The organism is Streptomyces sp. NPDC004126 (assembly GCF_050275515.1).
Taxonomy (GTDB): domain Bacteria; phylum Actinomycetota; class Actinomycetes; order Streptomycetales; family Streptomycetaceae; genus Streptomyces.
This window is the reverse complement of sequence record NZ_JBNNPF010000051.1, coordinates 1-26,981: the sequence shown is the minus strand read 5'-3', so window position 1 is coordinate 26,981 and position 26,981 is coordinate 1. Positions and strand designations below refer to the sequence as shown.

The 26,981-nt window shown below is 73.5% G+C and carries 17 protein-coding genes; 10 read left to right on the top strand and 7 right to left on the bottom strand.

The annotated features are described in order from the left end of the window. Window positions 1–186: 186 nt before the first annotated feature. On the top strand, window positions 187–1,251 hold the full coding sequence (locus tag ACQKM2_RS33295) for an isopenicillin N synthase family dioxygenase (RefSeq protein WP_427716462.1): 1,065 nt from the start codon (window positions 187–189) through the stop codon (window positions 1,249–1,251). A 48-nt stretch (window positions 1,252–1,299) separates the two neighbouring features. Here the strand turns inward: ACQKM2_RS33295 and ACQKM2_RS33290 are convergent, their stop codons facing one another. Then, window positions 1,300–2,565, bottom strand: a complete 1,266-nt coding sequence (locus ACQKM2_RS33290) for a serine/threonine-protein kinase (protein WP_427716459.1) — start codon at window positions 2,563–2,565, stop codon at window positions 1,300–1,302. A 192-nt stretch (window positions 2,566–2,757) separates the two neighbouring features. Then, window positions 2,758–4,530: a protein kinase domain-containing protein gene (locus ACQKM2_RS33285; protein ID WP_427716458.1), complete on the bottom strand. Its 1,773-nt coding sequence runs from the start codon at window positions 4,528–4,530 to the stop codon at window positions 2,758–2,760. Window positions 4,531–4,980: 450 nt separating this feature from the next. Here ACQKM2_RS33285 and ACQKM2_RS33280 point away from each other — a divergent pair, with 450 nt between their 5' ends. From ACQKM2_RS33280 to ACQKM2_RS33255, 6 genes are all read left to right on the top strand, one after another. Next, window positions 4,981–8,025, top strand: a complete 3,045-nt coding sequence (locus ACQKM2_RS33280; RefSeq protein WP_427716455.1) for an FtsK/SpoIIIE domain-containing protein — start codon at window positions 4,981–4,983, stop codon at window positions 8,023–8,025. A 115-nt stretch (window positions 8,026–8,140) separates the two neighbouring features. Further along, complete coding sequence (locus ACQKM2_RS33275) at window positions 8,141–9,523, top strand: ABC transporter substrate-binding protein (RefSeq protein ID WP_427716453.1); 1,383 nt, start codon at window positions 8,141–8,143, stop codon at window positions 9,521–9,523. Between the two features lie 4 nt (window positions 9,524–9,527). Next, complete coding sequence (locus ACQKM2_RS33270; protein WP_427716449.1) at window positions 9,528–10,847, top strand: carbohydrate ABC transporter permease; 1,320 nt, start codon at window positions 9,528–9,530, stop codon at window positions 10,845–10,847. Further along, window positions 10,844–11,683 carry a carbohydrate ABC transporter permease gene (locus ACQKM2_RS33265; protein WP_427716447.1) on the top strand — a complete coding sequence of 280 codons (840 nt, stop codon included), beginning with the start codon at window positions 10,844–10,846 and terminating at the stop codon, window positions 11,681–11,683. Before ACQKM2_RS33270 ends, ACQKM2_RS33265 begins: the two co-directional genes overlap by 4 nt. Window positions 11,684–11,845: 162 nt before the next feature. After that, window positions 11,846–14,113, top strand: coding sequence for a bifunctional glycosyltransferase/CDP-glycerol:glycerophosphate glycerophosphotransferase (locus ACQKM2_RS33260; RefSeq protein ID WP_427716446.1), 2,268 nt, complete (start codon window positions 11,846–11,848; stop codon window positions 14,111–14,113). Window positions 14,114–14,313: 200 nt separating this feature from the next. After that, window positions 14,314–15,510, top strand: a complete 1,197-nt coding sequence (locus ACQKM2_RS33255; protein WP_427716444.1) for a hypothetical protein — start codon at window positions 14,314–14,316, stop codon at window positions 15,508–15,510. A 79-nt stretch (window positions 15,511–15,589) separates the two neighbouring features. On the opposite strand, the gene ACQKM2_RS33250 is transcribed toward ACQKM2_RS33255, so the two are convergent. Beyond that, complete coding sequence (locus ACQKM2_RS33250) at window positions 15,590–16,231, bottom strand: TetR/AcrR family transcriptional regulator (RefSeq protein ID WP_427716442.1); 642 nt, start codon at window positions 16,229–16,231, stop codon at window positions 15,590–15,592. A gap of 144 nt (window positions 16,232–16,375) precedes the next feature. Between ACQKM2_RS33250 and ACQKM2_RS33245 the strand changes: the two genes are divergently transcribed. Both ACQKM2_RS33245 and ACQKM2_RS33240 read left to right on the top strand, forming a co-directional pair. Next, the gene (locus ACQKM2_RS33245; protein ID WP_427716439.1) at window positions 16,376–17,275 is read left to right on the top strand and encodes an ABC transporter permease; all 900 of its coding nucleotides are present in this window, start codon (window positions 16,376–16,378) and stop codon (window positions 17,273–17,275) included. Further along, the gene (locus tag ACQKM2_RS33240; protein ID WP_427716437.1) at window positions 17,268–18,044 is read left to right on the top strand and encodes an ABC transporter ATP-binding protein; all 777 of its coding nucleotides are present in this window, start codon (window positions 17,268–17,270) and stop codon (window positions 18,042–18,044) included. Before ACQKM2_RS33245 ends, ACQKM2_RS33240 begins: the two co-directional genes overlap by 8 nt. An 82-nt stretch (window positions 18,045–18,126) precedes the next feature. Here ACQKM2_RS33240 and ACQKM2_RS33235 read toward each other — a convergent pair whose 3' ends face one another. The 4 genes from ACQKM2_RS33235 to ACQKM2_RS33220 all read right to left on the bottom strand — a co-directional run bounded on the left by ACQKM2_RS33235 (window position 18,127) and on the right by ACQKM2_RS33220 (window position 25,182). Next, window positions 18,127–23,094: an NAD-glutamate dehydrogenase gene (locus ACQKM2_RS33235; RefSeq protein WP_427716435.1), complete on the bottom strand. Its 4,968-nt coding sequence runs from the start codon at window positions 23,092–23,094 to the stop codon at window positions 18,127–18,129. 365 nt (window positions 23,095–23,459) lie between these two features. Next, entirely contained in the window at window positions 23,460–24,128 is a 669-nt protein-coding gene (locus ACQKM2_RS33230; protein ID WP_427716432.1) for an HAD family hydrolase, read from the bottom strand. After that, window positions 24,125–24,625, bottom strand: coding sequence for a DUF6912 family protein (locus tag ACQKM2_RS33225; protein ID WP_427716429.1), 501 nt, complete (start codon window positions 24,623–24,625; stop codon window positions 24,125–24,127). The genes ACQKM2_RS33230 and ACQKM2_RS33225 overlap by 4 nt, the downstream gene beginning before the upstream one ends. Window positions 24,626–24,732: 107 nt before the next feature. Next, window positions 24,733–25,182 carry an Rv3235 family protein gene (locus ACQKM2_RS33220; RefSeq protein WP_427716426.1) on the bottom strand — a complete coding sequence of 150 codons (450 nt, stop codon included), beginning with the start codon at window positions 25,180–25,182 and terminating at the stop codon, window positions 24,733–24,735. A gap of 891 nt (window positions 25,183–26,073) precedes the next feature. Here ACQKM2_RS33220 and ACQKM2_RS33215 point away from each other — a divergent pair. Further along, window positions 26,074–26,457: a VOC family protein gene (locus ACQKM2_RS33215; RefSeq protein WP_427716424.1), complete on the top strand. Its 384-nt coding sequence runs from the start codon at window positions 26,074–26,076 to the stop codon at window positions 26,455–26,457. Window positions 26,458–26,981: the final 524 nt, after the last annotated feature.

Here is a 26,981-nt window from a genome sequence, read left to right as displayed (position 1 = left end):
ACATGCGTGTCACCACGACGAGCTGTCTGCCGCCGGACCAAGCACAAGCCTGATCAACCCCGATCCGACTTCGGTCCTGTACGCGGCCACGCGGTCCCGGCGCCATCCCTGCCGGCGGACCGCTCACTCCGCACGCCCCGCCATCTCTGGGGCACAGGACCCTGTGACATCCGAAACGGAGCCGTCATGCCGTCCGCGCACCCCTCTTCCACCTCCTCCGCCGCCGCCCCCTCCGCCGCCGCGTCCGCGACCGCGGACGCGCCCGCCCTGGCCGTCATCGACCTCTCGCGGGCCGACGACCCCGCCGAGCGCCCCGACTTCCTGAAGCAGCTGCACGCCGCGGCCCGGGACACCGGCTTCCTGTACCTGACCGGACACGGCATAACCGAGGCGGAAACCGCCCGCATCCTGGAGCTGACCAGGGCTTTCTTCGCGCTCCCGGAGGCCGACCGGCTGGCCGTGAGCAATCTGAACTCCCCGCACTTCCGCGGCTACACCCGCATCGGCCACGAGCTGACCGGCGGGGCGTCCGACTGGCGGGACCAGCTGGACGTGGGCGCGGAACGGCCGGCGCCGGTCCTGGGGCCGGAGGACCCCGCGTACCTGTGGCTGGAGGGCCCGAACCAGTGGCCGCCGGCGCTGCCGGAGCTGAGGGAGGCGGTCCTGGGCTGGCAGGAGCGCCTGGCCGGGGTGGCGCACCGGCTGCTGCAGGAGCTGCTGGCCTCGATCGGCGCTCCCCCGGACTTCTTCGACGCGGCCTTCGCGGACCGCCCCCACCTGCACACGAAGCTGATCCGCTACCCCGGGTCCGCGCCGTCGGGCGCCGACCAGGGCGTCGGCGCGCACAAGGACTACGGCTTCCTGACGCTGCTGCTCCAGGACTCGGTGGGCGGGCTGCAGGTGGTCCGGGACGGCGGCTACGTCGACATCGAGCCACGGCCGGGCGCGTTCGTGGTGAACCTGGGCGAGCTGCTGGAGATCGCCACCGAGGGGTACCTGCGGGCCACCGACCACCGGGTGGTCAGCCCTCCGGGGGCGGTGGAGCGCTTCTCGGTGCCGTTCTTCTACAACCCGAGGCTGGACGCGGTCGTGGAGACCGTCCCCGGGGACTACCTGCGCGCGGCGCCGGGCGTGGCGCACGACGCGTCGAACCCGCTGCACGCCGAGTACGGCCGCAACGAGCTGAAGGGCTGGGTCCGCGCCCACCCGGAGGTCGCCCGCCGCTGGCACCCGGACCTCACCGCGGTGTAGCCGGTCCGGGGCGCGCCGGGCGGGGCGTCCTGCCCGGGCCCGGCCGTCCTACCTGGGCTGGGCCGGGGCCGACTGCCGGCCCTTGCCGTCGCGCGGCGGGGGTGCCGGGTCGTCGCCGGAGACGGCGATCCAGCTGCCCAGGCCCACCGCCGCCACCAGGGCCAGCGCCGACGCGGAGAGCACCAGGCGCCGCTTGCGCTCGGCCTCGGCCCGGTGCCGGGCGGAGCCGGGCCGGTGTCCGCCGGCCGGGCGGGGGACGCGGGCGGTGCCCAGTGCCCCGCCGGCCAGTTCGTCGGGGCCCGGGACCCGCATGGAGGTGTGGGTGTCCCGGTTGGAGTCGGTGGCGGAGCCGGGGACCAGCGGGACCACGCCCCGCTTGCGGACCGGGTCGGCGGTGGTGTCGGGCTCCCGCTCGGGCTCGGGCTCCGGGTCGGCGTCGTCGGGCTCGTCCACGTCGAGCGGCGGCATCCCGGCCAGCAGCGGCAGCAGGTCCCGCAGCCGGGCCGAGAGCTCGGAGGCGCGCAGTCGCGAGGCGGGGGCCTTGGCCAGGCACTGGACCATCAGCTGCCACAGCTCGTCGGGGATGCCCGGCAGCGGGACGACGGTCTCGGTGACGTGCCGGCGCAGCACCGCGCCGGGGTGGCCGCCGCCGAAGGGGGTGAAGCCGGCCAGCAGCTCGTACAGCACGGTGGCCAGGGCGTATATGTCGACGGCCGCCCTCGGCGGCAGGCCCTCCACTATCTCCGGGGCCAGGTAGTCGGGGGTGCCGATGATCCGGGTGGTGGGGGCGTTGGTGCGGCCGCCGGCGGCCCGGCGCGGGGAGTCGATGAGCTTGGCGACGCCGAAGTCGGTGAGGAGCGCCGGGTGGGCGCCGCCGGGGCCGAGCGGTCCCTGCATGTCGAGCAGGACGTTCTCCGGCTTGACGTCGCGGTGGACGACGCCGGCGGCGTGGGCGGCGGCCAGGGCGTCGGCGACGTCCGCGACGATGGCCACGGCCGCCTCGGGGGCGAGCCTGCGCTCGCGGTCGAGGCGGGTGCGCAGGTCCGTGCCGCGTACGAGGTCCATGACGAGGGCGAGGTCGTTCCCGTCGACGACGAGGTCGCGTACGGAGACGACGTGCGGGTGCTCCAGTCCGAGGAGCGCGCTGCGTTCCTGGACGAAGCGTCCGACCAGTTCCTGGTCGGAGGCGAGGTCCTCGCGCAGGAGTTTGACGGCGACGGGGCCGTCCGGGCCTTCGCCGAGCCACACCGTGCCCGCGCTGCCGCGCCCCAGGATCTGGTGGGCGGTGTACCGGCTGCCGATCTTCCGTGCCACGACTGCTCCCTCAGCGGCTGGCGTAACGGACCAAAGCTACGCGGCCGTGTGGGTGTTGGGGTGGCCGGATCGCGGTGACCTTCACTTCTGCGGGCGAAATCACGTCCTGGATGTCGACAAATCCACAAGGTCGGCGCTACGGGAGGCTCCGGAGGACCCTCGGGAGGGTCCTCCGGGGGGTGTTCGCGAGCGTCAGGAGCCGCTGCCGCCGCTGCCCGTGCTGTCGCCGATGGAGGTGACGAAGTCGATGGCGTCGGTGCCCCAGCTCCAGACCTGGTCCCACCAGCCCTTGCCGGTGCCGATCCACTCCTGGAGCGGGGTGAGCTCCCAGACCAGCCAGCCGCCGACGAAGAGCAGCAGGATCAGCACCAGGCAGCCCTTGAGGCAGCCGAGGCCCGGGATCCGCACCGGGTTGGCGCTGCGGCGGCGCGGCTCGCGCGGCGGACGGGGCTCGCGCGGCGGCTGCTGAGGCTGCTGCCGCACCGGGGGCGGCTGCGGCGGCTGCTGCTGGGGCTGGCGGTACTGCGGCTGCTGGGGCGGCTGCTGGTACTGCTGGGGCTGCTGGTACTGCTGGGGCTGGTAGTGCTGCGGCGGCTGCTGGGCGTACTGCTGCGGCGGGGGCTGCTGCTGGTACTGCTGCTGCGGCTGGTACTGCTGCGGCGGCGGGGCCTGGCGGTGCTGCTGCCGGGGCGGCTGCTGCGGGGGCGGCGGCATCTGCGGGGCCGGCCGCTGGGGGCGGCGGCGCAGGGGGTCCTCGGCGGGGTCGAGGTAGTGCATCTGCGTCTGCTCGTTGCGGTCGCGCGCGGCCCGCATCTGCGACTGCCACGGGTGCGGGGCGTCGGGCTGCTGCACCGGGGGCATGACGGAGGTCGGGTCGGGCGCGCCGCCGGGGGCTCCGGCGGTGGCCGGCAGCACGGTGGTGGCGTCGGCGCCGCCGACCGGCGGGAGCACGCTCGTCATGGCGTTCGGGTCGTACGCGTCCGGGTCGTACGCCTCGGCCTGCGCGGTGGCGGCGGAGCCGGGGGCGACCGGGGCGCCGGGGACCGGGGCGGGCGAGGGGTCGGGCGCGAGCAGGGCGGCGACGCCGAGGGCGGCCTCGACCTCGTCGGGCGAGGAGTGGACGCGGATGCCGGCGGCGACCACGCGCAGGCCGCGGGCCAGGCTCTCGGCGCTGGGGCGCTCGTCGGGCTCCTTGCGCAGGCAGTGCTCGATGACGATCCACAGCGCCTCGGGCACGGCGGGGGGCCGCTGCGGCTCCTCGCTGAGGTGGCGGTGGAGGACTTCGAGCGCGGTGCCGCCGGCGAACGGCGGGCGGCCGGTGACCAGCTCGTAGAGGAGGATGCCGGCGCCGTAGATGTCGACGGCGGAGGTCTGCGGGCGGCCCTCGGCGGACTCGGGGGCCACGTAGGCGGGGGTGCCGACGAACTCGTGGGTGCGGGTCAGGCCCGGGGAGTCGGCCAGGCGCGCGATGCCGAAGTCGGTGAGCATCGGCTTCATCTGGCCGTTGCTCTCGTCGAGCAGCACGTTGGCGGGCTTCAGGTCGCGGTGGACCACGCCGTCGGCGTGGCTGGCGGCGAGCGCGTCCGCGATCTGGGCGGTCAGCAGGGCCGCGGCGACCGGGCTGAAGGGGCCGTTCTGCCGGATGTACTTGTGCAGGTCCGGGCCGTCGATCAGGTCCATGACCAGGGCGAGCAGGTCGCCCTCGACGACGAGGTCGCGGGTGCGCACGATGTTGGGGTGGGTCAGGCGCAGCAGGACGGAGCGTTCGCGCAGGAAGCGCATGACGATGTCCGCGTCCTGGGCCAGCTCCTCCTTGAGGACCTTGATGGCCACGGTCTCGCCGGGCTGGCCCGCGACGGCTGCTTCCGCGCCGGCGGTCTCCCTCTGGCGGGCGCGCCAGACGGTGCCCGTGGCGCCGCGTCCGAGCGGCTCCTCGAGCAGGTACTTGCTGCCGACTGGCCGCACGTCTCGCGCTCCCTGCTGTCGTCTTTCCGGCTGATTCCGCCGAGTGGGTTTCCGGCCCAACTCTAGGGGGTGTCCCGGTGGAAGACGCGGGTCGGCGGAGGTTGGTTGCCGCACATATGTGCGAAGGGTGAGTTTTGCGGGGTATGCCGGGGGCTCATTTCCCCGGTTTTCCCCCGACGGGGTGGCCGCATTCGCACCGGTGGGTGAACCCCGCCACCGGAATCCAAGATCATTTATTGGCGGCTGCCGGGCGTGTTGCGGGCGACAGGTGCGAGGATGCACCCGTACGGAACGGCCGGGACGGGAGCCCTGCCTTCCGGCAGACCTGAACGGACGAGGCGTCCGTGCCGGGCGGGGGGTCGATCGGGCGGGGCAGCTGCCGCCGTCCCCCTGCCGGGCGCACGCACGCACCGCGCACTGCGCTCCGCGCAGAAGGGACCGCTGACGGCGATGCAGATCCGGCTGACCGTCCTCGGGTCGCGCAGCGGCCACCAGGCCGCCACCGCGCCCGCCGGCTGTGACGTGCTCGTCACCGCGCCCGCCGGGACCGCGCTGGCCGCGGTGGCCTCCGGACTCGCCTCGGCCGCGGGCGGCCCCGACACCGGAGGCACCACCGTGCTGTACGCCGGTTCGCGCCGCCTCGACCCGCAGCGCGCCGTGCTCGGCGAACCGCCCCTGGTGGACGGCGCGGTACTGCACCTGCACGTCCCCGGCCCCGACACCGCCGCCGTCCCGGCCGCCGACGGGCCGGGCACCCCGCAGCTGCACGTGGTGTCCGGACCCGACGCGGGCGGGGTCCACCTGCTGCACGCCGGGTCCGTGCGGATCGGGCGCTCGGCGGACGCCGACGTGCCGCTCGACGACCCGGACGTGTCGCGGCTGCACTGCGCGGTGACCGTGCTGGCCGACGGCCGGGTCACGGTCGCCGACCTCGGCTCCACGAACGGCACCGCCCTGGACGGCGCCGACGTCGGCGCCGCGTCGGTCCCGCTGGCACCGGGCGCGCTGCTGCGGATCGGCGAGTCCACGCTCCGGCTCGCCCCGGCGGGCGGCGAACGGCCGCTGGCGGTCGTCCCGGACCTGGAGGGCCACCTCGGCCTGCCGGCGGCCTCCGGCGGCGGAACGGGGGCCGACGGCACCTCCGGCGGAACGCGCCCGGGCACGGGTGCCCGCGGCGGCGGTACGGGCCCGGAAGCCCCGGGCTCCGACCCGCAAGAGCCCTTCCCCCACCCCGCCCCTTCCCGGCACGGGGGCTCCGCCCCCGACCCCGCCCCGGCCACCGGCACCCCCCGCCCGGGTGTCCCCGGGCGGGCGCCCGCTGCCCCGGGTGCGCCCGCGGCCGGCGCCCACCCCGACACCGACCCGGACGGCGGGGCCAGGCCTCGCCGCCGCGGCGGGATCGGCGCGTGGGCCCGCAAGTGGGTGCGCGGCGACGAGGACGACCCCGGCCGGCCGGCCGAACCCGAGGCGCCCGCACAGGCCGCCCCCGACGAGGACGACCCCGCGGCCCTGCTCCTGGCGGCACTCGGGCCCACCGGACGGCTGTGGTCGCGCGGGGCCGGGCACCCCCGGTTCCTGGAGGCGGGGCTCGGCGCGGGCAGCCGCGTCGCGTTCCCCGAATGCGGCTCGCTCGGCGTCGCCGGCCCCCGGGCACGGCTGACCGGGGTGGCCCGCTCGGTGGTCGCCCAGCTCGCGGCACTGCACTCCCCGGCCCGGCTGGAGATCGTCCTGCTGGCCGCCGACCGCGCCCGGCCCGTGGCGGAACGCCGCCGCGACTGGGGCTGGCTCGGCTGGCTGCCCCACGTCCGGCCCGCGCACGGCCAGGACTGCCGGCTGCTGCTCGCCTACGACCGCGACCAGGCGACCGCCCGCACCGCCGAACTGACCCGGCGGCTGGAGGACGGCCCGCTCGGCACCAACTGGGCGGCCGCCGACCCGGCGGCGCTGCGGCAGGCCGCCGCCGCGTACGAGGGCCCGCGCACGCTCGTGGTCCTGGACGGCGACCCGGACAGCGCGGCCCTGCGCGACCTCACCGGCCGCCTCGCCTCGCACGGGACAGCGGCCGGCATCCACCTCCTGGTCCTCGCGGAGACCCCGGCCGCCACCGCCGCCTCCCCCGTCGCCACGACGTACGAGACGGCCTGCGCCGCCACCCCCGCGTTCCGCGCGTGCGGCCGGATCGCCCTGCTCAGCGGCGACGTGGCCACGGCCGTACGCGGCTTCGCGGTCAGCGGCGGCCGCCCGGTCGCCGCCGGCCCCACCGCGGTCGCCGACGGGGTCTCGGCGGCCTGGGCGGAGCGGTTCGCCCGGGCCCTGGCCCCGCTGCGCGCGGACGGCGCCCAGCCCGGCGGCGCCTCCCGCCCGGCCGCGGCCACCCTCCCGGCGTCGTCCCGGCTGCTGGACGAGCTGGGGCTGGCCCGCGCCACCCCGGCCTCCCTGATGGCCCGCTGGGCGGAGGCCACCGACCAGGGCCAGGGCGTCGGCGGCCTCGCGGAGGTCGTCCTCGGCTCCGGCCGGCGCGGTCCGGTCGGCGCCGAGCTGGTCCACGACGGCCCGCACCTGCTCGTGCAGGGTCCCGCCGGGAGCGGCCGGACGGAGCTGCTGCGCTCCATCGCCGCGTCCCTGGCCGCCGCGGCCCGCCCCGACCGCCTCGGCCTGCTCCTCCTCGACGGCGCCGGCGGCGAGCGCGGCGACGGCCTCCTGCCGTGCACGGAACTCCCGCACGTGTCGGCCCACCTCGTGGCCTCCGACCCGCTGCGCATGCGCGAGTTCGCGCAGGCCCTCGCCGCCGAGCTCAAGCGCCGCCACGAGCTGCTGGACGGCGTCCCCTTCACCGAGTGGCACGCCCGCCGCGAGCTCTCCGACCGGATGGTCTCGCCCCGCCGGCCGGCCCCCGGCGAGCTGAACGGGGACATCGACTCCCCGCGCACCGGCACCCTGCGGCTGCGCGCCGCCGCCACCCGCACGGAGCCGGCCGCCGGGCCGACCCCACTGCCCCGGCTGGTGGTGCTGGTGGACGACTTCGACGCACTGGTGGCCCCGGCGCTGGGCAGCCCGGGCCGGCCCGCCGCCGGTTCGGTGGTGCGGATCCTGGAGGGCGTGGCCCGGGAGGGCACCCGGCTGGGCGTGCACCTGGTGGTGGCCAGCGCCCGCCCGGAGCGGACCGCCGACACCGAGCCGGCCCGGCTGGCGACGCTGCGGGTCGAGCTGGACGCGCCCGACCAGCCGGGGCCGGGCCGGGGGCGGCTGCTGTACGCCGACGGGCGTGCGGTGCCGTTCCAGGCGGGCCGGGTCACCGGCCGGATCCCGCGCACGGCGACCCTGAGGCCGACCGTGGTGCCGGTGGAGTGGGAGCGGATGGGCGACCCGCCGGCCCGCCGCCCGGTGCGCGAGCTGGGCAACGGGCCGACCGACCTCGCACTGCTGGCCAGCGCCCTCGACCGGGCCTCCCACCTGGTCTCGGCGATACCGGTGCCGTTCCCCCAGGCCCCCTGACCCGCCCGTGACCCGCCCCGGCCCCCCGCCGCGCGCTATTGCGGGGGTGCGCGGGTCGGCGTAGACCTTGTGGCACGCGGCACACCACGGGCACGACGGCATCGGGGGCGAGACCATGCGGAAACAGCACGGAACCGGCCACACGAAACGCACGGCGGCAAGGGTCTGGGCGGCACTGGCCGCGGCGGGCGCGCTCGCGCTCACCGCGTGCGGCGGCGGGGGCGGCGACGGCGGCACGGGCGGGTCCACCCCGTCCGGTCAGCAGAACGCCCACACCGTCGACTTACCGAAACTGCCGGGCGAGAAGCTGGAGGTCGCCGCGGTCTGGACGGGACCCGAGCAGGCGAACTTCACGAAGGTGCTGAAGGAGTTCGAGAAGCGGACGGGCGCGAGCGTCACCTTCGTCCCGGCGCAGGACCCCATCGTCACCTTCCTCGGCACCAAGATCGCGGGCGGCCAGCCGCCGGACGTGGCGCTGCTCCCCCAGGTCGGCGCGCTGACGGCGGCGGTGCGGAACAAGTGGGCGCAGCCGGCGGGCCCGGAGGTCCGGACGCAGCTGGAGAAGAACTACGCGCCGGGCTGGCGGAAGCTGGGCGCGGTGGACGGCACCCAGTACGGCGTCTACTACAAGGCGGCCAACAAGTCGCTGGTCTGGTACAACGCGAAGGCCTTCGAGGCGGCGGGCGTGAAGCCCCCGGCGAACTGGAAGGACTTCCTGTCGGTCGCCGACACGCTCTCGGCGTCGGGCACGGCGCCGGTGTCGGTGGCGGGCGCGGACGGCTGGACCCTCACGGACTGGTTCGAGAACGTCTACCTGTCGCAGGCGGGTCCGGAGCAGTACGACCGGCTGGCCCGGCACGAGATCAAGTGGACGGACGACAGCGTCAAGGCGGCGCTGAACACCCTGGGGCAGCTGTTCTCCCGCAAGGACTTCCTGGCGGGCGGCCCCTCCGGGGCGCTGGCGACGGAGTTCCCCAAGTCGGTGACGCAGACCTTCACGGGCGGGGACCGGCCGGCGGCGGCGATGGTCTTCGAGGGCGACTTCGTGGCGGTGAACATCGCGCAGACCAAGGCGAAGGTGGGCGAGGACGCCCTGGTGTTCCCGTTCCCGGCGGTCGGCGAGAAGGCGCCGGTGGTGTCGGGCGGGGACGTGGCGGTGGCGCTGAAGCCGGGCGAGGGCGCGCAGGCGCTGCTGACGTTCCTGGCGTCGGCGGACGCGGCGGCGATCCAGGCCCGGGAGGGCGGCTTCGTGTCGCCGAACAAGGCGGTGGACCCGGCCGCGTACCCGAACGACATCCAGCGGGGCATCGCGAAGGCGCTGATCGCGGCGGGCGACGACTTCCGCTTCGACATGTCCGACCAGGCTCCGGCGGCCTTCGGCGGGACGCCGGGGGCCGGTGAGTGGAAGGCGCTCCAGGACTTCCTGGCGAACCCGTCGGACGTGGCGGGGACCCAGGAGAGGCTGGAGGCGGAAGCGGCCAGGGCGTTCGGGAACTGACGCCGTGGCGCCCAAGACGGCGGTCCGGGCCCACCGCGGGGACGTGTCGCGGCGGCGGCTGGTGGCCGCGGCGTTCCTGCTGCCCGCCCTGGTGCTGCTGGGTGCGCTCGTGGTGCAGCCCATCGGCTACTCCCTCTACCGCAGCCTCTTCGACCGTTCCGGCGACGCCTTCGTCGGGGCGGGCAACTACCGGCGGATCCTGAGCGATCCGGTGATCCGTACGGCGTTGCGGAACACGGCGGTGTGGGTGGTGTTCGCCCCGGCGGCGGCGACCGCGCTGGGGCTGGTCTTCGCGGTGCTGACGGAGCGGGTGCGCTGGGGGACCGCGTTCAAGCTGCTGGTGTTCATGCCGATGGCGATCTCGATGCTGGCGGCGGGCATCATCTTCCGGCTCGTGTACGACCACGACCCGCAGCGGGGCGTGGCCAACGCGGTGTGGGTCGGGGTGCACGACACCTTCGCGGAGTCCTCGGCCTTCCCGGGGGCCCGTCCGGGCCGGGACTCCCCGCTGGAGCCCGCCGCCGGCGGTGCGCTGCTGACGCGGGGCACGGTGCGGGCGGGCGAGCCGGTGCTGCTGCCGCTGGTCGGGGTGGCTCCGGAGGCCCTGCCCGCGGGGACCCGTGCGGCGGGGCGTGCCGCGGTGGTGCCGGGGATGGTGGCCGGCACCGTCTGGCAGGACTTCACCCGGGGCGGCGGCGGGCTGCCGAACGTGGTCGATGCGGCGGAGTCGGGGCTGTCCGGGATGCGGGTGGAGGCGGTGAAGGACGGCCGGGTGGTGGCGTCGGCGAGGACCGGCCCGGACGGCACGTTCACGCTGCCCGCGGCGGCGGACGGGGGGCGGCTGCGGCTGCCGGAGTCGAACTTCCGGGCGGCGTACGCGGGGGTGGAGTGGCTCGGTCCGGTGCTGGTGACCCCGGCGGTGATCGGGGCGTACGTGTGGATGTGGGCCGGGTTCGCGATGGTGCTGATCGGGGCGGGACTGGCGGCGGTGCCGCGCGAGCTGCTGGAGGCGGCGCGGGTGGACGGGGCCGGGGAGTGGCAGGTGTTCCGCCGGATCACGGTGCCACTGCTGGCGCCGGTGCTGGTGGTGGTCCTGGTGACGCTGGTCATCAACGTGATGAAGGTCTTCGACCTGGTGTTCGTGATCGCTCCGGGCGCGGTGCAGGACGACGCGAACGTGCTCGCGCTCCAGCTGTACCGGACCTCGTTCGGGACGGATGCCGATCCGGGGCTCGGCAGCGCCATCGCGGTGCTGCTGCTGGTGCTGGTGGTGCCGGTGATGCTGCTGAACATCCGGCGGATGCGGAAGGAGGCCTCCCGTTGAGCGTCGTGCAACGACTGGCGGGGAGCGTGCTGCTGCGCGTCTTCCTGGTCCTGGCCGGGCTGTTCTGGCTGCTGCCCACGCTCGGGCTGCTGGTGTCCTCCCTCCTCTCCCCCGACGACCTGAACCGCGGCGGCTGGTGGCAGGTGCTGACGGAGCCCTCGCGGCTGACCGTGTCCAACTACGCGCGCCTGCTGGAGAACGGCACGATCACGGGATCGCTGCTGAGCACGGTGGCGATCGCCGTCCCGGCGACGCTGCTCGTCCTGGTCCTCGGCGCGTTGGCCGGCTACGCCTTCGCGTGGCTGGAGTTCCCGGGCCGGGACTGGCTGTTCCTGGTCGTGGTGGGGCTGCTGGTGGTCCCCGTGCAGGTGGCGCTGATCCCGGTGTCGGAACTCTTCGGGTCCATCGGCCTGTTCGAGACCACGGCGGGGGTGGTGCTGTTCCACACCGCGTTCGGGCTGCCGTTCGCGGTGTTCCTGCTGCGGAACTTCTTCGCGGAGATCCCGCGCGAGCTGCTGGAGGCGGCCCGGCTCGACGGGGCCGGCGAACTGCGGCTGTTCGCGCGGGTGGTGCTGCCGCTGGGCGGTCCGGCGATCGCCTCGCTCGGCATCTTCCAGTTCCTGTGGGTGTGGAACGACATGCTGGTGGCGCTGGTCTTCGCCGACTCGGCGCACCCGCCGGTGACGGTGGCGCTCCAGCAGCAGGTGCGGCAGTTCGGGAACAACATCGACGTGCTGGCGCCCGGGGCGTTCCTGTCGATGGTGGTGCCGCTGCTGGTGTTCTTCGCGTTCCAGCGGCAGTTCACGACGGGGGTGATGGCCGGCGCCGTGAAGTAACCCACGGCCACCGTAACGACGGGGTCCGACATGGGATGTTGACGCTGCGTAACCCGAATGCCACACGCTGCGTAACCCGATCGCCGTGCGCGCGGTTCCTTGGGGGCACCTCCCAGCGGCAGCTGGGGGAGCAATATGCCCGCGCCGACCCCTGGATGTGCCGTGCCCCGGTTCAGCGTCATCGTGCCCGCGTACAAGGTTCAGGCGTACCTCCAGGAGAGCCTGGACTCGGTCCTGTCCCAGTCGTACCCGGATCTGGAACTGATCGCGGTCGACGACGCCTCCCCGGACGCCTGCGGTTCGATCATCGACGAGTACGCGGCCCGCGACCCCCGGGTCACCGCGGTGCACCTGGCGCACAACCTGGGCCTGGGCCCGGCCCGCAACGCGGGTCTGGCCCGGGCCACCGGCGACTACCTGCTCTTCCTCGACGGCGACGACGTCCTCACCCCCGGCGCCCTCCAGGCGATCACCGACCGGCTCAAGGCCACCGGCTCCCCCGACGTCCTGGTCTACGACTACGCGCGCACCTTCTGGACCGGCGAGACCGTCCGCAACCGGCTCGCGCACCGGCTGTCCGAGGAGGGCCCGGCCAGCTTCCGGCTCGCCGACCGCCCGGCCCTGCTGGGCATGCTGATGGTGGTGTGGAACAAGGCGTACCGCCGCGAGTACGTGGAGCGCGAGGGCCTGGAGTTCCCGCCCGGCTTCTACGAGGACACCCCCTGGACCTACCCGGCGCTGCTGGCCGCCGAGTCCGTGGCCGTCCTCGACCGGGTCTGCGTGCACTACCGCCAGCGCCGCACCGGCTCGATCCTGAGCACCACCAGCCGGCGCCACCTCGACGTCTTCGACCAGTACGACCGGGTCTTCGGCCTGCTCGCCGCCCGCCCCGAGCTGGACCGCTGGCGCCCGGCACTGCACCGGCGGATGGCCGAGCACTTCTGCGCCCTGTACGCGGACCCGCGCCGCCTCCCGCGCGCCGCCCGCGCCGAGTTCTTCGCGCGGGCCTCGGCCCTGCTGCGCCGCCACCGCGTCCCGGGCGGCCCCGGGTCCCTGCCGCTGTCGCTGTCCCGCACCGACCGGCTCCGGCACGCCCTGATGCGGCTCGGCGCCCGGCGCGCCTACGGGCTGGCCTCGGCCGTCCGCGCGGGAGCCCTGGCCGCGGGCCGCGCCGGGTCCGCGCTGGGGCGGGGGCTGCGCGAGAGCGCGCTGCGGCTGCACTACCGAGTCCAGCGGCTGCTCCCGCTGCGGCCCGAGCTGGCGGTGTTCTCCGCGTACTGGCACGGCGGCTACGCCTGCAACCCGGCGGCGATCGAGGCGAAGCTGCGGGAGCTGGCCCCGCGGATGCGCACGGCGTGGATCTGCGACCCCCGGCACGCGGCCACCCTGCCGCCCGAGACCACCCCGCTGCGGCCGGGCTCGGCCGCGTACTGGAGCGCCCTGGCCCGGGCGGGCTACCTGACGACGAACGTGAACTTCGACCGCGCCCTGGTCAAGCGGCCCGGCCAGATCCTCCTCCAGACGCAGCACGGCACCCCGCTCAAGCGGGTCGGCCTCGACCTCCAGGACCGTCCCGCGGCCACCCCGACCACGGACTTCGAGGGGCTGCTGCGCGGCGCCGACCAGTGGGACTACCTGCTCTCCTCCAACCATCACTCCACCCTGGTGTGGGAGCGGGCCGTGCCCTCCTCCTACACCACCCTGGAGTACGGCTACCCGCGCAACGACCCCTTCCACCGGGCCGGCCAGGAGGAGGTGCTGGCCCTGCGCGAGCGGCTGGGCATCGCCCCGGGCACCACCGCGATCCTGTACGCCCCGACCCACCGCGACTACCGGCGCAGCCGGCCCGAGCACCTGGACTTCGAGCGGGTCCTGCGGGACCTGGGGCCCCGCTTCACGATCCTCGCCCGCACGCACCTGACGTACGCGGGCACCGGGTCCGTCCGCGATCCGCACCCGAGGCTGCTGGACGTGTCCGCCCACCCGTCGGTGGAGGAGCTGTGCCTCGCCTCGGACGCGCTGGTGACGGACTACTCGTCCCTGATGTTCGACTACGCCTCCCTGGACCGGCCGATCGTGATCCACGCGGACGACTGGGAGGCGTACGAGGCCGCCCGCGGCACCTACTTCGACCTGCGTTCCTGTCCCCCGGGGGCGATCGCCCGCACCGAGGACGAGCTCGTGGACATCTTCGCGACCGGCCACTGGCAGGGCTCCCGCTCGGCACAGCTGCGCACCGCGTTCCGGTCGCGCTTCTGCTCGTACGACGACGGCCACGCCGCCGAGCGCGTGGTCCGCCGCGTCTTCCTGGGCCAGTCCACCCCGGTCCCGGCGGTCACCCCCCTGGAGGACCGCCGCCCCGCCCCGCCGGCCTCGGCCCCGGACCTGACCCCCCTGACGGCGGGCCTCGGCGCGGACCTGTGGCCGTAGGCCGTGTCCCTCGGCGGCCATCGGGTCGCGGCGTTTGGGCCGTCCGGGCCAGAGGGGGCCGACCGTAAGCATGGACTTCGCCGCGGGTCGCGGCCCGGCCCCGGCCGGCCGGCGGATCGACCGGTAACTACCACTGTGATCCAGGCGCCGCCCCGCCGCTCCGGCCGGGCGGCGGCCTGGGCAACAGTGGAAGGAAGCCCATGACGCTGCGCCTTTTCCTCGCCTGCTCCTCCGCGCTGGCGGGTCTCGGACTGTGCGCCACGGCCGCCCCGGTCCTGGCGGCGCCCGCCCACGCCGCGCCGTTGAACGTGACGGTGGGGTGCTCCCATACCGCGACGCTCATCAGTGCGGTCCAGCAGGTGAACGCCAACCCCGGCGGGGGGACGGTCAACCTCGCCGAACGGTGCGCCTACGCCTTCGCGGACGACTTCGAGGACAGCGGGAACGCGCTGCCGGTCATCACCGGCAAGGTGACCATCAGGGGCGAGGACTCCACCCTGATCCGGTCCTCCGCCACGCCCTTCCGGCTGCTCGAAGTCGCCGCGTCGGGACAGCTCTCCCTGCAGGGCCTCACCGTGGCCGGCGGCAACGTCACGGTCACCGACGGCGGCGGCATCCTCAACCAGGGCGTCCTGCGCCTGGAGAAGAGCACCGTGTCCGGCAACCAGGCCGAGGGGGCCGGCGGCGGCATCGCCAACTTCGGCCGCGCCACCCTGGTGCACAGCCGGGTGCTGACCAACACGGTCACGAACCAGAACTCCGCGGACGCCGGGGGCGGCGGCATCTACAACAACGCCGGCGGAACCGTCGACCTCCTCGGGACCACCGTGTCGGGCAACGCGGCGGACCAGTTCGGCGGCGGCGTCTACAACGCGGGCACCCTGAAGGCCAAGGACAGCAAGATCGCGCGCAACGGCGCCACCAACAACCAGGGCGGCGGCGGCACGTACGGCGGCGGCGTCTACAACGGGGGCACCGCGACCCTCAAGGAGACCCAGGTCGTCGGGAACTGGGTCGGCGGGCGGGGCGGCGGCATCGAGAACACGTCCGCGGGGACCCTGGAGGTCCACGGCGGCGAGCTCGGCGGCAACAGGGCGGGCGGGAGCGGCGGCGGCCTGGACAACGCGGGCCGGGCCACCCTGTCGAAGACCAAGGTGTTCAAGAACCAGGCCGGTGAGAACGGCGGCGGCATCAACAACGAGCGGTCGTTCGACGCGGCCGCCCCCGACCCGGTGCTGACGCTCACGAAGGCGGTCGTCAAGGAGAACCGGGCCGGCGGCGAGGGCGGCGGCGTCAACAACGTGACCCCCGCCACCGTGCAGAACGAGCACAGCGAGATCACCGGGAACAAGCCGTCCAACTGCGCGGGCAACGTGCCCGGCTGCAGCAGCCACTGACCCCCCGGGCCCCGGGCCGTCCGCCCGGGGCCCACCAGGCCGTCCAGGCCGTCCAGACCGTCCAGACCGTCCAGACCGTCTAGACCGTCCCGGCGGGGCCCGCGTCCGCCCGCAGGCCCGCCACCACCGAGCGGGCCAGGCCGTCCAGGTACGCGGCCGGCACCCCGTCGCGCACGACGACCTGACGCCAGTACAGCGGGCCGATCACCAGGTCCAGGGCGTGGTCGGGGTCCGCGCCCGCCGGCAGCTCACCCCGGGCGACGGCCTCGGAGACGATGCCCTCGGCGAGCCGCCGCTGCCCCTCCACCAGCGCCCCCCGCACCGCGTCGGCGATCTCCGGGTTCCGGGCGGCCTCGACCAGCAGGTCGGGGATCACCGCCGAGGCCACCGGGTGCCGCAGTACGTGTGACATGACCTCCAGCAGGGCGCGTACGTCCCCGTAGAGGGACCCGGTCGCCGGCACGGGGATGCCGTCCGCGGCGACGGCGCCGATCAGGTCGAGCACCAGGTGCAGCTTCGACTTCCAGCGCCGGTACACGGCGGTCTTGCCGACCCCGGCCCGCCGCGCGATGCCCTCGATCGACATCCGGGCGAAGCCCACCGCCGCGAGTTCCTCCACCACGGCCGCGCGGATCGCCTCGGTGACGTCCTCGCGCAGGACGGCGGCGCCGGCGGGAGCGCGGCGGGCGGCGGCGGGAGCGGCGGCGGAGTCCTTGGTCATGCACAGAGCATAGCGGCGAGGCCGTCACCCGCCCGTCACGACGATACGGTTGCGTTCCGACGACCCACGCCCTACTGTCACCGTAGCGACGATACGGCCCCGTCCTGTCGTCAGGCGCCCCAGACCTCCGTCGAAAGCGACCCCGTGACCACCGTGACCACCGCGACCCCCGCGCCGCCCTCCCCCGCGGAGCTGGCGGCAGCCCACGGCCTGACCGTCAGCGGCGCCCGCCCCTCCCTCCCCCGCTACGTCGCGCAGCTCTGGAACCGCCGCCACTTCGTGACGGCGTACGCGACCGCCCGGATGCACGCCACGTACAGCACGGCCAAGCTCGGCCAGGTCTGGCACCTGATGACCCCGCTGCTCAACGCGGCCGTCTACTACTTCGTCTTCGGCATCGTCATGCGCGCCAGCCACGGCGTCCCCGACTACGTGCCGTTCCTGATCACCGGCGTCTTCGTCTGGGACTTCATCGGCAGCTCCATCAACGCCGGCACCCGCGCCGTCCACAGCAACCTCGGCCTGGTCCGCGCCCTGCACTTCCCCCGCGCCAGCCTGCCCATCTCCTCCGTGGTCCAGCTCTTCCAGCAGCTGCTGGTCACCATGGCGGCCCTGGTCGTCCTGCTCCTGGCCTTCGGCCAGACCCCCTCCGCCTCCTGGCTGATCGCGGTCCCGGCACTCTTCCTGATGGCCGTCTTCTGCGCCGGCTGCGCGATGGTCATGGCCCGCATCGGCAGCAAGAACCCGGACGTCAGCCAGCTGATGCCGTTCGTCCTGCGCACCTGGATGTACTCGTCCGGGGTGATGTGGTCCATCGACACCATGCTCAAGACGGACCACCTGCCGCACTGGGTCTCCCTGATGCTCAAGACCAACCCGGCGGCCGTCTACATCGACCTGATGCGCTTCGCGCTGATCGACAGCTTCAAGGCGGGCTCGCTCCCGCACCACGTGTGGCCGATCGCCATCGGCTGGGCGCTGCTCGCCGGCGTCGGCGGCTTCGTCTACTTCTGGAAGGCAGAGGAGGAGTACGGCCGTGGCTGACACCGACACCCGTGTCCCGACCGTCATCGCGGACGAGGTCCACGTCGTCTACAAGGTCCACGGAGGGGGCCGCAAGGGCAGCGCCACCGCCGCCCTCAGCCGGATCTTCTCCCGCAAGCCCTCCCCCGGCGTCCGCGAGGTCCACGCCGTCAAGGGCGTCAGCTTCACCGCGTACAAGGGCGAGGCGATCGGCCTGATCGGCTCCAACGGCTCGGGCAAGTCCACCCTCCTCAAGGCCATCGCCGGCCTCCAGCCGGTGGCCCGCGGCGCGGTCTACTCCCAGGGACAGCCGTCCCTCCTCGGAGTGAACGCCGCCCTGATGAACGACCTCACCGGCGAACGGAACGTCGTCCTCGGCGGGCTCGCGATGGGCATGACCAAGCAGCAGATCCGCGACCGCTACCAGGGCATCGTCGACTTCTCCGGCATCAACGAGAAGGGCGACTTCATCTCCCTGCCCATGCGCACCTACTCCTCCGGCATGGGCGCCCGGCTGCGGTTCTCCATCGCCGCCGCCAAGGACCACGACGTCCTGATGATCGACGAGGCCCTCGCCACCGGCGACGCCGCCTTCCAACGCCGCAGCCAGGCCCGCATCGAGGAACTCCGCGCCCAGGCCGGCACCGTCTTCCTCGTCAGCCACTCCATCGGCACGGTCCGCGAAACCTGCGACCGGGCCATCTGGCTGGAGTCGGGCGTCCTGCGCATGGACGGCCCCTCAAAGGAAGTCTGCGACGCGTACGAGGCCTTCACCTCGGGCAAAAGCTAGCCCCGCCGACACAACGGGCCGGGCCCGGAACCCCGAAAGGGGTCCCGGGCCCGGCCCGTTCCGCTACCGCCGGCGCGAGCGACTACGCGTGCGCCCGCAGCAGCGACCGCATCGTCCGCATCGCCACCGACAGGTTCGCCAGGTCGAAGTCGTCCGAACCCCGGATCTCGTCCAGGGTCGTCCGCGCCCGCCCGATGATCGCCGCGTTCTTCTCCTCCCACGCCTTGAAGCGCTCCTCGGGAGTGGAAGAGCCGTTGCCCACCGCCAGCACGTCGGCCGTCAGCGCCGCGTGCGCAGCGAACAGGTCCTCGCGGATCGACGCGCGGGCCATCGACTGCCAGCGGTCGGACCGCGGCAGCTCGATGATGCGGTCCATCAGCTGGGTGATGTCCAGACGGTCGGCCAGGTCGTAGTACACCTCGGCGACGGACAGCGGGTCCACGCCCGTCCGGTCCGCGATGGCGACGATGTCCAGCGTCGGGAACGCGGACGAGAAGCCGGCCACCTTCGCCGCGAGCTCCTCCGGCACGCCCTCGCCGGTCAGCTCGTCCATGATCGACTGGTACCACTCCAGGTCCGCGCCGCGCACCAGCTTCGGCAGCTCCGACCAGACCTCCGCCACCCGGGCCCCGAAGAGCTCGATGGTCTCGGTGATCTGGAGCGGCTGCGGCCGGTTGTTCAGCAGCCAGCGCGTACCGCGCTCCACCAGGCGCCGCGAGTGCAGCCGCACCCGGGTCTGGACGTCGGCCGGGACCTTGTTGTCCAGCGCCTCGACCGCGTCCCACACCTCGGCCAGGCCGAAGATCTCGCGGGCCGCGAGCTGCGCCCGGACGATCTCCTCCATGGAGGCGCCGGTCTCCTCCCGCAGACGGTGCAGGAAGGTCGAACCACCGGTGTTGACGGTGTCGTTGACCAGCAGGGTGGTGATGATCTCCCGGCGCAGCGCGTGCCCGTCGATCTGCTCCGGGAACTTCGCCCGCAGCGCGCCCGGGAAGTACGCGTGCAGCAGGCGGCGCAGGTACGGGTCGTCCGGCAGCTCGGTGTGGATGAGCTCGTCCGCCACCGTGATCTTGGTGTAGGCGAAGAGCACCGCCAGCTCCGGCTGGGTCAGGCCCTTGCCGGTGTTGAGCAGCTCGCGGATCTGCCGGTCGTTGGGCAGGAACTCCAGCTGGCGGTCCAGCAGCCCGTCCCGGCCCAGGCGGCGCATGAAGCGCTGCTGGGCGTGGAGCAGGCTCGGGGCCTGTGCGGAGCCGTTGGCGAGGGCCGTGTTCTGCGCGTAGTTGTTGCGCAGCACCAGCGTGCCGACCTCGTCGGTCATCTCGGCGAGCAGCTTGTTGCGCTGCTTCACGGTCATGTCGCCGTCCGCGACCACCGCGTTCAGCAGGATCTTGATGTTCACCTCGTGGTCGGAGGTGTCCACGCCCGCGCTGTTGTCGATGGCGTCGGTGTTGACCTTGCCGCCCTCGCCGCCGGCGCCGGTACGGGCGAACTCGATGCGGCCCAGCTGGGTCAGGCCCAGGTTGCCGCCCTCGCCGACGACCTTGGCGCGGACGTCGGAGCCGTTGACGCGGATCGCGTCGTTGGCCTTGTCGCCGACGTCGGCGTGCGTCTCGGCGGTCGCCTTGACGTACGTGCCGATGCCGCCGTTCCACAGCAGGTCCACCGGGGACTGCAGGATGGCCTGCATCAGCTCGGCCGGGGTCATCTTAGTGACGCCCGCCTCGATGCCGAGCGCGGCCCGCATCTGCGCGTTCACCGGGATGGCCTTGGCGCTGCGCGGGTGGATCCCGCCGCCCGCCGACAGCAGCGCGGTGTCGTAGTCCGCCCAGGAGGAACGCGGCAGCTCGAACAGGCGCCGGCGCTCCGCGTACGAGGTCGCCGCGTCCGGGGCCGGGTCGATGAAGATGTGCCGGTGGTCGAAGGCGGCGACCAGGCGGATGTGCTCGGAGAGCAGCATGCCGTTGCCGAAGACGTCGCCGGACATGTCGCCGACGCCGACGACCGTGAAGTCCTGGGTCTGGGTGTCGTGGCCCAGCTCGCGGAAGTGCCGCTTGACGGACTCCCAGGCGCCGCGGGCGGTGATGCCCATGCCCTTGTGGTCGTAGCCGGCCGAACCGCCCGACGCGAACGCGTCGCCCAGCCAGAAGCCGTACGACTCCGCGACACCGTTGGCGATGTCGGAGAAGGTCGCGGTGCCCTTGTCGGCGGCGACGACGAGGTAGGTGTCGTCCTCGTCGTGGCGGACCACGCCCTTCGGCGGCACGACCTCCCCGCCGACCATGTTGTCGGTGATGTCGAGCAGCGCCGAGATGAAGATCTTGTACGAGGCGATGCCCTCGGCGAGCCACGCGTCACGGTCCACCGACGGGTCCGGCAGGTTCTTCGCGACGAAGCCGCCCTTGGCGCCGACCGGCACGATCACCGTGTTCTTGACCATCTGCGCCTTGACCAGGCCGAGCACCTCCGTACGGAAGTCCTCGCGCCGGTCGGACCAGCGCAGACCGCCTCGGGCGACCTTGCCGAAGCGCAGGTGGACGCCCTCGACGCGCGGGGAGTACACCCAGATCTCGAACGCGGGGCGCGGGGCCGGCAGGTCCGGGATGGCCTGCGGGTCGAACTTCATCGACACGTACGAGTGCTGCTCGCCCGCCGCGTCGAGCTGGAAGAAGTTCGTCCGCAGCGTCGCCTTGATCAGCGTCAGGAAGGAGCGCAGGATGCGGTCCTCGTCGAGCGAGGCGACCTGGTCCAGGGCCCCGTCCAGCTCCTCCATCATCGCGTCGATCAGCTCGGTGCCGGCGGCCTGGCGGCCCGGCGACATCCGCGCCTCGAAGAGCGAGACCAGCAGCCGCGTCGTGTGGACGTTGTTGCGGAGGGTGTCCTCCATGTAGTCCTGGCTGAAGGTGGAGCCGGCCTGGCGCATGTACTTGGCGTACGCGCGCAGCACGACCGCCTGGCGCCAGGTGAGGCCGGCGCCCAGGACGAGGGTGTTGAAGTTGTCGTTCTCGGCGTCGCCGGTCCACACGGCCGCGAAGGCCTCCTGGAACCGCTCGCGCGCGTCGTCGCCGAGGTACGCGTCCCCGTTGCCGGTGGACAGCGGCATCCGCAGGCCGAAGTCGTAGATCCAGGCGCTGACCCGGTCGCTGCGGCGCAGCTCGTACGGCCGCTCGTCGGTGACCTCGACGCCCAGGCGCTGGAGGACCGGCAGGACCGCGGAGAGGGAGACCTGCTCGCCCTCGCGGTAGATCTTGAAGCGGCGCTCGCCGGGGCCCGCGCCGACGGGCTCGTACAGCGACAGCGCGAAGGGGCGCTCGCTCGCGGACAGCTTCTCCAGGTGGCACAGGTCGGCCACGGCCGCGCGCGGCGAGTGGTCGGCCTTGTAGCCCTCGGGGAAGGAGGTGCCGTACTTGCGGCTCAGCTCGGCGGCGCGCTCCTCGCCCAGCTCGGCCGTCAGCGCCTCGCCGAAGCCGTCGGCCCAGGACCGGGCCGCCTCGACCAGGCGGGACTCGACGCGCTCGACGTCGGCGTCGGTCAGCAGGGGCAGCTCGGTGCCCTGCGGGACGCGGACGACGAAGTGGATGCGGGAGAGGATCGACTCGGTGTTCCAGGCGGTGAAGTCGACGCTGGTGCCGCCGAGCTCCTCCCGCAGGATGTCCATCAGGCGCAGCCGGACACCGGTGGTGAACCGGTCGCGCGGCAGGTAGACCAGCGCCGAGTAGTAGCGGCCGTACTCGTCCTGGCGCAGGTACAGCCGCAGCCGGCGGCGCTCCTGGAGGTACAGCACGGACGTGGCGATCTCGCGGAGCTTGTCGACCGGGGTCTGGAACAGCTCGTCGCGCGGGTAGGTCTCCAGGATCTGGAGCAGGTCGCGGCCGTCGTGGCTGGACGGCGAGAAGCCGGCGCCCTCCAGGACCTCGGACACCTTGCGGCGGATCACCGGGACGCGGCGCACCGACTCGGTGTACGCGGCGGAGGAGAACAGGCCGAGGAAGCGGCGCTCGCCCACGACGTTGCCGTCGGCGTCGAACTTCTTCACGCCCACGTAGTCCAGGTACGAGGGACGGTGCACGGTGGCGCGGCTGTTGGCCTTGGTCAGCACCAGCAGGCGGTGCTCGCGGGCCTTGGCGCGGGCGTCGGCGGGCAGCCGGTTGAAGGACGGCGAGACGGGGTGCGCGTCCTCCTGGCCGCGGTGGACCGGGTCGGAACGCAGGATGCCGAGACCGGTGCCGGGCACGGCGGCAAGGGCGTCGCCGTCGACGAGGTTGTACTCGCGGTAGCCGAGGAAGGTGAAGTGGTCGTCGGACAGCCAGCGCAGCAGCTCACGGGCCTCTTCGAGCTCGTACTCGCGCAGGTCCGGCGCGGTGGGCTCGTTCGGCAGCTCCTCGGCGATGCGCAGCGCGGCGTCGCGCATCTTCTCCCAGTCCTCGACGGCCTCGCGGACGTCGGACAGGACGCGCAGCAGGTCTCCGGTGATCTGCTTGAGGTCGGCCTTGTCGGTCTCGCGGTCGATCTCGACGTGGATCCAGGACTCGACGAGGGAGTCGTGGGGGCGCGCGGTCTTGGGACCGTGGGCGTCGCAGTCGGGGCCGAGGATCTCGATGAGCTTGCCGGTGACGTCACGGCGCACGACGACCTGCGGGTGGATCACGACGTGGATGCCGCGGCCCTGGCGGGACAGCTCGTTCGTCACGGAGTCCACGAGGAACGGCATGTCGTCCGTGACGACCTCGACGACCGAGTGGCTGGAGGTCCAGCCGTTCTCCTCGACCGTGGGGGTGTGGACCCGGACGTTCGCGGTGCCCTGCGGCCGGGTCTCGGCGAGCCGGTAGTGGGAGAGCGCCGCGCCGAACACGTCGACCGGGTCCCGGTCGGCGAGGTCCTCGGGGGCGGTGTGCAGGTAGTAGCGCTGGAGGTAGGAGAGCGTCGTGCCCTGATCGGGGCGCTCGCCGTGCTCGGACCCAGTCGGAAGTAGCCCCCCGGCCGGGCTGTTCTCAGCTACCCGTGCCGCCCGCGCGAGCAGCTCGGCCTTTGCTTCGTCCAGCTTGGTCTGCATGTCCTCTGGCTCCTGTCGCGCGCCATTGCGTGACGTAGGTGGTGAAGGAAGGAATGACAAAGCGCCGCGATGAGGCGGGATGTCCGTCCGGATCGGTTTTCGACGCCGCGGCGTCGGGAGAGCCGCCGGGGAAGGCTTCGACCGTGATCGACAGGTCCCGGCGGCGGGGATCAGCGAAGGCCCGGCCGCGGAGGCGCGCCGGGCGCGGGTCGGGGGCATCAGTGCCCCCGAGGACTATCGCGCTGATCACGGGTCCAGGCTATCTCGCCCCACCCCCCGGTCGTCATTCACTGCATCTGTACAAAACAGGGGGCAAAACCTGGACAGTCTGGCCAGAGGCTTGGCCGGAACGGTCCGTTACCGGCCTATCCGGCCAGCTCACGGGCCATGGCGACGGCGTCGGCCAGGCTGTCCACGACCGGGACCCCGGCGGACTCCAGGCTGGCGCGGCTGTGCGACCCGCCCGTGTACAGGACCGCGTACGCCCCTACGTGCCGCGCGGCCGTCGCATCGTCCACGGCGTCCCCGACCAGGACCGTACGGCGAGCGGTCACACCGGCTGCCTCCAGTGCGGCCATATGGCGTACGAGGTGGCCCGCCTTGGACGTGTGCGAGGGCCCGACGCGGCCGTCGACGCGGAGGAAGTGCACGTCGATGCCGTGCTCGCGGACCAGCGGCACGAGCTTCTCGTGGGGCGCGAGGGACAGCAGGGACTGGGTGAGCCCGTCCGCCTGCCAGCCCCGCAGCAGCTCCCGCGCCCCCTCGGTGAGCCCCGCGTCCTCGGCGGCGGCCCAGTAGTGGCGGTGGAAGGCCTCGTCCATCACGGCCCACTCGGCGTCCGTGGGCAGCCGGCCCATCAGCCGCTCGTAGAACTTCGGCACCGGGACGACGTACAGCTCGCGGTACCGCTCCAGCGTGAGCGGGGCGAAGCCGAACTCGGCGAAGGAGGCGTTGGTCGCGGCTATGACGGCGTCGATGTCGTGCAGCAGGGTGCCGTTCCAGTCCCACACGATGTGGGCTCCACCGGTGCTCATCCCAACAGCCCCGGGATCTCCTGGACCCCGAACCACAGCAGCTCGTGGTCCTCGGCGCCGTCCACGGTGGACTGCGCGTCGTCGTCCCCGGCGTCGGCGGCGGCGAGGGCCCCGGCGGCGGCCGCGACGTCGCCCTCGGCGTCATCGGCGTCGGCGTGCACGGCGGCGGCCACCTTCAGGCGCACGGCAGCGCCGAGGGAGACCTGCCCGAGGGTGGCCTCGTCCAGCCCGGGCACGGCGGTGGCGGCCTTGTCGTCGACGTCGACCGCCACGACGACCCGCCGGCGCGGGGCGGCCGGGTCGGCGGCCAGCAGGCGCAGCGAGGCGAGCGCGGCCCGGCTGAGGGCGGCGTACTCCAGCTCCTCGATGTCGTCCGACACGTACCACTCGCGCAGCCCGGGCGTGACGGCGTACGCAAGGAGCGGGGCGGGCCCCAGCTCCCCCGCCTTGTGCACCTCGGCGAGCCCGGGGAGGGTCAGGGGGACGTACACGCGCATGGCCGGCTGCTTTCGGTAGTCGGAAACGCCCTCAGGATACGACTGGTGGGCGCGGGGACCGCTGTCCGGAGTGCGGGCCGGGGCCCGGACCTGCGCGGCGGCCACGGCTACGCGCGCGGGCCCCGGACCTCGACGGCGGCGCACCGCCAGCGCCGGTCGGGCCCCTGCTCCAGCCGGAACGCCATCGCCGAGACCCGGTCCCCCGTCGCGATGCGGGCGAACGCCTCGATCACCCCCGGGCCGGGGTGGAAACGCCCGCAGTGCCGCAGCACCGGCCGCAGCCGGTCGCGCAGCGGGCCGTCGGGGGCCAGGGTGACCAGCTGCTCGTAGGCCTCGCCCACCGTGAGGCCGAGCAGCGAGTGCACGGGGCGCTGGCCGCTCAGCACCGCCAGCAGGCGCTCCGCGAACCAGTCGTGGGGGGCCAGCCTGCGCACCTGCCGGGGCACCCCCGCCGGACGCCGCTGGTCCCGCCGCCCGGCGGGCCGGCTCCGGCCGGATCCCCCGTACCTGCTGCGACTGCCCTCGCCGCCGACCGTGCCGCGCGTGGTGGTGTCCATGGCGATTCCCCCGATCAGACCCAGCCCGGCGGTACCAGGCGGTAACTTGATGCGGGTTTTCTACGACCGCCGAACACGCTCCGCAACCGCCACCAAGCCCCGGCCCCCACCCGGCCGAGGTTCACCTATCCGTGTGGCAACCCCCCGCGCCCAAGCCCCCGAACACCCCCACGACCCCCCTCAGGTGGACGCCCAAAGCCCCCGCGGGAGAAACCCGATGGGGTACCCCCCGATCACCCTCTCGGCCCCACGAGGACCCGTCGACGGGCCGGTCCCGGCAGCCACCCTCCGCAGCCGGAACGGGGCTCACGGCGGGGCGGGGGTCGGGTGGTCGGGACCCCCTCGGGCGGTGGTCGGAGAGGGTTTGGGGGTTTCCCGTCAGTCCCATCGTCCTTCCGGTTCGGCCCGGTCCCTCAAGGGCGCTCCCTCCGGTCGCGTCGCTTCGCGATGGCCTCCGGCCACCCTTGACCGACCGACCCGAACCGGAAAGCCGAAAGACTGCCGGGAAACCCCCAAAAGGAACGGTCACAGGGGGAGAGAAGCGAGAAACGGTTCCGTCAGCGATGAGGCGAGGGGCCGGGCGCCGGCTCGCCAAGCATCCGGGCCCTCAGATGTCCTGACTCCGGGCCGGGGGCGCGGCCACCCGCACGAGAGGCCGACCAGACCAGCCCAAGCAGCGGACGGGCGCGACAGATCGCTACGCGCTCCTCATTCCTCAGCGTCCGACGACCGCCTTGGGCTGATACCTGCACCAGAGGACGATCAGACCAGCCCAGGCAGCCGACAGGCGCGACAGATCGCTACGCGCTCCTGACGTCTCAGCGTCGGGCGGCCGTCTGGGGCGGGTCTGTGAGGTGGTGTCCGGGTGGGAAGTAAGGCAGGCTCGCGCGCATGGTTTCGGTAGTACAGAACGTGGCGATTGACTGTGCGGATGCCTACGAGCTGGCCCGGTTCTGGAGCGGAGCGACAGGCCGGCCACTGCATCCGGAGGACAAGCCGGGTGATCGGGAGACTCAGGTGATGCTGGCGGAGGGCCCGGTCCTGTACTTCAACCAAGTGCCCGAGCCCAAGAAGATCAAGAACCGGATCCATCTGTGTCTGCGCCCTGAGACATCACGTGATCAGGAGGTGGAACGGCTGCTCGGGCTCGGTGCCACCTTCGTGGGCGATCACCGGAATCCCGACGGCTCTGGCTGGGCAGTCCTTGCCGACCCCGAAGGCAACGAGTTCTGCGTTCTTCGCAGCGAGGCCGACCGAGCCGCGATGGGCTCCTGACGACCGCTCAACACGAGCTGCATCACATCCGCCCGAGACAGCGGCCAGTCGCTGAGACCAGGGCAGCGCGTAGCGATCTGACGCGCCCCTCGGCTCCCTGGGCCGCTCTGATCGTCCTCTGGTGCAGGTATCAGCCCCGGACGGTCGCCGGACGCTGAGACGGGAGGAGCGCGTAGCGATCTGTCGCGCCTGTCCGCTGCCTGGGCTGGTCTGATCGTCCTCTGGTGCAGGCATCAACCCCAGACGATCGCCGGACGCTGAGATCAGAGGAGCGCGTAGCGATCTGACGCGCCCGACCGCTCCCTGAGCTGCTCTGGTCGGCCTCTCGTGCGGGGTAGCCGGGCCCCCGGCTCGGAATCGCAGACGTGGGGGCCGTATGCGTGGCGTGCCGGCGCCCGGCCCCTCGCCTCGTCTCCGACGGAACCGCTTCTGCCTCCTCTCCCCTGTGACCGTTCCTTTTGGGGGTTTCCCGGCAGTCTTTCGGCATTCCGGGGCGGGACGGCCTGTCAAGGGTCGCCGAAGGC